A 5,690-nucleotide genomic window follows, 5' to 3' on the forward strand; every position below is an offset into this window, starting at 1 on the left:
GACGTTCCATCGTCGGGCATGCGGTCGAGGAGGCCGCCGAGGCCCTTCAGTCGCTCGCGCCAGAACCGCTCGTACGGATGGAGCCAGTCCTGCACATCCGGGATGCCGACCCGGTCGAGCACGTCGACGGCACGCGCGCGTGCGGCGCGCCGTGACACGCGCGCGTGCACGCGGTGGACCTCGGCGATCTGGTCGCCGATCGCGTAGTAGGGGTCGAGCGAGGACAGCGGGTCCTGGAAGACCATGGCGGCCTTCGCGCCGCGCAGCCGCCGCAGTTCCCCGTCGGTGGCCCGCTGCACGTCGGTGCCGGCGACGTGGACCGAGCCGCCGACCCGGGCCCCGGTGCCCCGGTGCAGGCCCAGCAGGGCGCCCGCCACGGTGGACTTGCCGGAGCCGGACTCGCCGACCAGGGCGAGGGCCGCGCCCTTCGCCAGGCTGAAGGAGAGCCCGTCGACGGCCCGCAGGGAGCCGAACTCGACGGTCAGGTCCATGACTTCCACCAGGCTCATGCGAGTACCACCCGTCGGTCGGCCACCGCGTACAGCACGTCCGCGACGGCGTTGGCGAGGACCACGAAGAAACCGATGACCAGGACCATGCCGACGACCACCGGCAGGTCGACGACCGTGACGGCGTGCACCAGCTCCTGGCCGATGCCGGGCAGGCCGAACAGGGTCTCGGTGAGAACGGCGCCGCCGACGGCCGAGCCGACGTTGTTGGCGTTCAGCGCGATCACGGGCGCCAGGGCGCCCCGCAGGGCGTGCCGTCCGACGACGGAACGCTCGGAAACGCCGTACGCGCGAAAGGTCCGTATGTGGTCCTCGGCGAGCGTCTCCAGCATCGCGGCGCGGGTCAGGCGGGCGAACGCGGCCGCCTCGATCAGGGCGAGCGAGAGCCAGGGCAGCAGCAGGTTCCACGCCCACTGCTCGGGGTCCTCGGAGAGGCTCACGTACTGCGGGAAGGGCAGCAGCCGCAGTTCGCCGCAGACGACGATCATCAGCACGAGCCCGATGACGAAGACGGGCGTGGCCGTGCCGGCGAGGGTGACGGCGGTCAGCACGCGCTCGGAGACGCGGCCACGTCGCCACGCGGACAGCACACCGGTGCCGACGCCGAGGACGAGCCAGAGCACCATGGCGCCGAGGACGAGCGACAGGCTGACCGGCAGCCTGCCCAGGATGATGTCCAGGACCTGCCGTCCGGTCTGGTACGACTGCCCCAGGCAGGGCGCGGCGCAGTGCTCGACCGAGGTGCCCGTGGAGTAGTCCCGCCCGGCGAGGAGACCCTCCAGGAAGTGCCAGTAGCGCAGGTGGAGGGGCTCCCCGAGCTTCAGCTGCTCGGCGACCTGGTGCACCTGCTGCGGTGAGCAGCGCGGGCCGCAGGTGATCTGGGCGACGTTGCCGGGGGTGGCGTAGAAGACGACGTAGACGACCAGCGAGATGGCGAGCAGGGTGACCGCGGTGCCGACCGCGCGGCGCAGCAGGAAGCCGCCGAAGCCGCTCATGCGGACGCCTCCTTCCCGGTCGCGGCGGAGTCCTTGCGGCCGGTGCCGACGCGCAGGCGGGAGGCGGCTCGCGGGTCGAGGGCGGTGCGCACGCCGTCGCCGAGGACGGTGAGGGCGAGGACGGTGACGAACAGGGCGCCGGCCGGCAGCAGCAGGTACTGGGGCGCGGCCTGGTACCAGACGTCCGCGGCGGTCAGCATCTGTCCCCAGGAGGGGGTGGGCGGCTTCACGCCGACGCCGAGGAAGGACAGCGCCGCCTCGACGGAGATGTTCGTGGGCACCAGCAGCGCGGCGTAGGTGATGACGGGCGCGGCGAGTCCGGGCAGCAGCTCGCGGCGGGCGATCCGCCAGGCGCCCCAGCCGCTCAGCCGGGCGGCGGACACGTGGTCGAGCCCCTTCATGGAGAGCGTCTGGGCCCGGACGATCTTCGCGATGCTGCCCCAGGCGATCAGGCCGATGACGAGGGTGACCAGGACGGGCCGCGGGAAGCTCGACGGCACGATCGCGAGCAGCGCCAGCGACATGATCATCAGCGGCATCGCGACGATGACGTCCGTGGCCCGGCTCAACAGTTGATCAACCCATCGGTCGCCGAGCGCCGAGGCCACGCCGACCGCGACCCCGATGGCGACCTGCAGCACCGTCGCCGCGAGGGCCACCCCCAGGGACACCCGCGCCCCGTACACGAGCCTGGCGAACAGGTCGCGGCCGGTCTGCGGTTCGACGCCCAGCCAGTGGCCGGCGCCGATGCCGCCGAGGGGGCCGACGGGCACTCCTCCGCGCACGGAGTCGATCAGGCCGGGGTGGTACGTGGTGGGGTCCTGGCCCTCTAGCGCGGTGAGCAGGGGCGCGGCGAGGGCGACCAGGACGAGCAGCGCGACGACGGCCGCGGCGACCAGGGCGGCGCGGTGTGCCCGCAGCCGCCGCCAGAACTGACGGGCCCCCGAGGCCGCCGGGACGGACGTGTCCGCCCCGGCGGGCTCGACGGCGACAAGTGCTCTGCTCACGTCGTCACTTCACCGCGACCTGGGAGATGTCCAGCACGCCGGTCCAGTCGCTGATGACGATGTTCCTGACGTCCGAGCCGTACAGGCGCTTGTAGACCGGGTGGAACAGCGGCACGACGAGGGCCTTGCCGCCGATCTTCTCGTCCAGTGCGCCCCATCGCCTGGCGGCGGCGTCAAGGTCGGTCAACTTGTTGATCGCGTCAATCTCGTCATTGACCGACTTGTCGTTCAGCAGGCCCGTGTTGAAGTTCGCGCCGTCCTTGACGATCTGCCGTCCGTCGAAGATCGGGGCGAGGAAGGGCCCGCCGGAGGGCCAGTCGGCACCCCAGTGGGCGAGGAAGAACCCGGGCTCGGTCCTCACGCCGTGGATCTTGTCCCGGTAGTCGTTGTCCTCCAGGCCCTGCAGCCTGACCGTGATGCCGGCCTTCTTCAGCGCGTCCTGGACGGCGGTGGCGATCTCCGGGCTGGTCTCGAAGTCCTTGGCGTTGGAGTGGGTCAGCGTGACGGTGAGCCCGTTCTTGTACCCGGCCCGGGCGAGCAGTTCCTTCGCCTTCGCCGGGTTGCCGGACGCGCCCGCCGGGAACGGGTCGTACGGCGTGTGGCCGAAGGACTTCTGGTCGGGCAGGAAGGTGGTGGCGGGCTCGGCCAGGGCGCTGCCGCCGGCCGCGTTGACCACCGAGGAGCGGTCGACGGCGTAGGCGACGGCCTCGCGCACCTTGGGGTCGTCGAACGGCTTCACGGTCGGGTTGAACGCGATGTAGTCGGTGTAGCCGAAGTGGCCGGTGCCCACGCGCGCGGCCAGCGCCTTGTCGCCGGTCACCTCGGCGAGTTCGGCGGGGCCGAGGTTGGTGTCCGTGGTGACGGCGGCGGAGTCCGCGCCCTGGGACGCGGACAGCCGCTGGTTGATCACGGAGGAGTCCAGGCCGGAGCGGACGTCGACGGTGTCCAGGTAGGCCTTGCGCTGGTCGTCGGTGGCCGCGGACCAGTGGGCGTTGCGCTTCAGGAGCAGGTGCTCGCCGTCGTTCTCGTTCCTGACGACCCGGTAGGGGCCGGAGGAGACCGGGTGCTCCTCGTACTTGGTGCCCGTGTCCTTGCTCCTGGGGACCGGCGCGAACTGGGTCTGCGTGGCGAGGTAGGGGAACTCGCCCTCGGGCTTGTCCAGGTGGAAGACGATGGTGCGGCTGTCGGGCGTCTCGATCGCCGCGAGCCCCTTCCGGTCCTTGTACGGCCCCTGGTAGTCGGCGGCGCCGGCCAGCCAGTCACGCAGGTAGGGGGCGCCGCCGGAGAGTTCGGGGGCGAAGGAGCGCTCGATGCCGTACTTGATGTCGGCCGAGGTGATCGGGGTGCCGTCCTCGTACGTGAGGCCCTTCTTCAGGGTGTACGTCCACACGGTCGCGTTCTCGCTGGGACGCCCGGTGTCGGTGGCGAGGTCGGGGACGACCTCGGCGCCGGCCGCGCCGTTCGCCCGATTGCGGGTGGTGAGGGTGCGGAAGACGAGGGAGGGAACGTTTCCGCCGCCGGACGTGTACAGCCGCGCGGGGTCGAAGTCGGTCTGCGGCTGGGAGTTCAGGACCGTGAGCGTGCCGCCCCTGTGGGGCGTGGAGCCGCCGCCGGAGCCCTTGGCATCGTTGTCCTTCGGGCCGCAGGCGGCGGCGCCCGCTGCCACGACCAGGCTGACGGATGCCGCTGCCACGCGGCGCGCTGTGACGGACGTTTGACGCATCGGAATGACGACCTCTCGGTTAACCCTGAACAGGGGCTTCTCGCAGAGCGAGACAAATGGACGAGGAGTGAGACGGCTGCGGACAGACGTCGGCCCCGGCGTCGGGTCGTCGAAAACGCCGTGACAGGGTGGAGAAAGGTCGCGACGCGAACGCCAGAGGGCGGCGTCAGCGACAGTGGATGTCGGCCACGCAGAGTGCGGTCACACCGAACAGCGCCAGCTCGATGGCGGCGTTGTCGGAGACGGCATGACGGGACCACATGGTCAAGAAATATGAACGACCTTGCTGCTCATGTCAATGTGACACAAGTGGCGGCTGTCAACTCTTGGGGTAGGGCCACGGGTTGGGCAGACAGTGGATCCCGTCGTGGTCGAGGAACTTGGTCTGCTGCTGCATGACCGGCGCCAGTTCGCCGTTCTTCTGGCAGGTGACATGGCCGTGGCCGAGCCGGTGGCCGACCTCGTGGTTGATCAGCATCTGCCGGTACGCATGGATCTCGTCACCGTACGTCCTGCTGCCCTGAGCCCACCGGTACGCATTGATCATCACCCGCTCGGTGGCGGCCGAGTCGCACGAGACGTTGTCCTCCGTGGTGTCGAGGCCCGACTTGGCACACCACTGGGCGGTGGTGCCGGGGCTGGCCAGCGTGATCACGAAGTCGGGCTTGCCGGAGGAGACGCGCTCGAAGGTACGGGTGCTGCCGTGGCCCCAACTGCGGTCGTCGTTCAGCGTCTTCTGCACGGCCTCGGCGAACAGCGCGCCGTCCAGCCCGAGTCCCTGCTCGACGTCCACGCGGTACGTGTACTTCTGCCCGGTGCCGGGCGCCCTGTCGGAGCCGGGGACGGTCTCGAACTTCCCCGGGCCCTTCAGCGTGGCGCTCAGCGGGTACCGCACGTCCATCTTCTGCTCGTACGTCAGGGCCGGCGCGCCCGCCGGGGCGGAGGCGCCGCCCGGGTCGGCCGTCCGGGCGTCCCGCGCCTGGTCGGTGGCGGAGGAGGGTGTGGCGTCGCCGCCCCGGCCCGCGGCCACCTGCCCGGCGACGACCACCGCGAGCACGGTGGTGACGGCGGCCGCGGCGATGCCGGTGAAGGCACGCCCTTTGCCGCCGCGCTGCGCGGGCACCTGGACGCCGTCCGCGCCGGAGGCCGTCGCCGGCTTTGTCGGCGTCGCCTCGTCCGGCTGCGCCTCGGGACGGCGCTTCGCGCCCGCACGCGGCGCGAAGACGTCGACGTCCTCAGGGTCCTCGCCGCCGCCCCCGAAGGCGTCGAGGTACTCCTGCCGGGGACCACGCCCGGTCCCGCCGGACCCCGACCGCCGCTGCCGCGGAAGGGTCACGCCGGGCCCGCCGGCACCGGCCCGCCCCGCGAGCTCCCCCCATCCGCCGCCGGCTTCCCCAGGCGACCTGACCATCTACGGCTACCCGGCCGGCCTGCAGGTCCTCGCCCTGGTGGCCGG

General features: G+C 71.6%; 6 protein-coding genes. All 6 read right to left on the reverse strand.

Features of this window, described 5'->3' with window-relative positions; translation table 11 throughout:
* The coding region (locus ACWEN3_RS39770) for an ATP-binding cassette domain-containing protein (protein ID WP_452981608.1) at nucleotides 1–509 on the reverse strand (509 nt) is incomplete at its 3' end.
* Nucleotides 506–1,504, reverse strand: coding sequence for an ABC transporter permease (locus ACWEN3_RS39775; RefSeq protein ID WP_452981611.1), 999 nt, complete (start codon nucleotides 1,502–1,504; stop codon nucleotides 506–508). The genes ACWEN3_RS39775 and ACWEN3_RS39770, both read right to left, overlap by 4 nt.
* Nucleotides 1,501–2,511, reverse strand: a complete 1,011-nt coding sequence (locus ACWEN3_RS39780; RefSeq protein WP_452981614.1) for an ABC transporter permease — start codon at nucleotides 2,509–2,511, stop codon at nucleotides 1,501–1,503. The genes ACWEN3_RS39775 and ACWEN3_RS39780 overlap by 4 nt, the downstream gene beginning before the upstream one ends.
* A 4-nt stretch (nucleotides 2,512–2,515) precedes the next feature.
* Entirely contained in the window at nucleotides 2,516–4,234 is a 1,719-nt protein-coding gene (locus tag ACWEN3_RS39785; protein ID WP_452981616.1) for an ABC transporter substrate-binding protein, read from the reverse strand.
* A gap of 166 nt (nucleotides 4,235–4,400) precedes the next feature.
* A complete protein-coding gene (locus ACWEN3_RS39790; RefSeq protein ID WP_452981620.1) occupies nucleotides 4,401–4,496 on the reverse strand; it encodes an Ms4533A family Cys-rich leader peptide in 96 nt (31 codons plus the stop codon).
* A 57-nt stretch (nucleotides 4,497–4,553) separates the two neighbouring features.
* Nucleotides 4,554–5,645 (reverse strand): DUF3152 domain-containing protein, encoded by a 1,092-nt coding sequence (locus ACWEN3_RS39795; RefSeq protein WP_452981618.1) that lies wholly within the window; start codon nucleotides 5,643–5,645, stop codon nucleotides 4,554–4,556.
* Nucleotides 5,646–5,690: the final 45 nt, after the last annotated feature.

This window comes from Streptomyces sp. NPDC004561, from assembly GCF_053602155.1.

Coding starts and splice junctions, on each gene's coding strand:
- ACWEN3_RS39790 (WP_452981620.1), bottom strand. CDS start 4,496: ATGTGGTCCCGTCATGCCGTCTCCGACAACGCCGCCATCGAGCTGGCG.
- ACWEN3_RS39775 (WP_452981611.1), bottom strand. CDS start 1,504: ATGAGCGGCTTCGGCGGCTTCCTGCTGCGCCGCGCGGTCGGCACCGCG.
- ACWEN3_RS39785 (WP_452981616.1), bottom strand. CDS start 4,234: ATGCGTCAAACGTCCGTCACAGCGCGCCGCGTGGCAGCGGCATCCGTC.
- ACWEN3_RS39795 (WP_452981618.1), bottom strand. CDS start 5,645: ATGGTCAGGTCGCCTGGGGAAGCCGGCGGCGGATGGGGGGAGCTCGCG.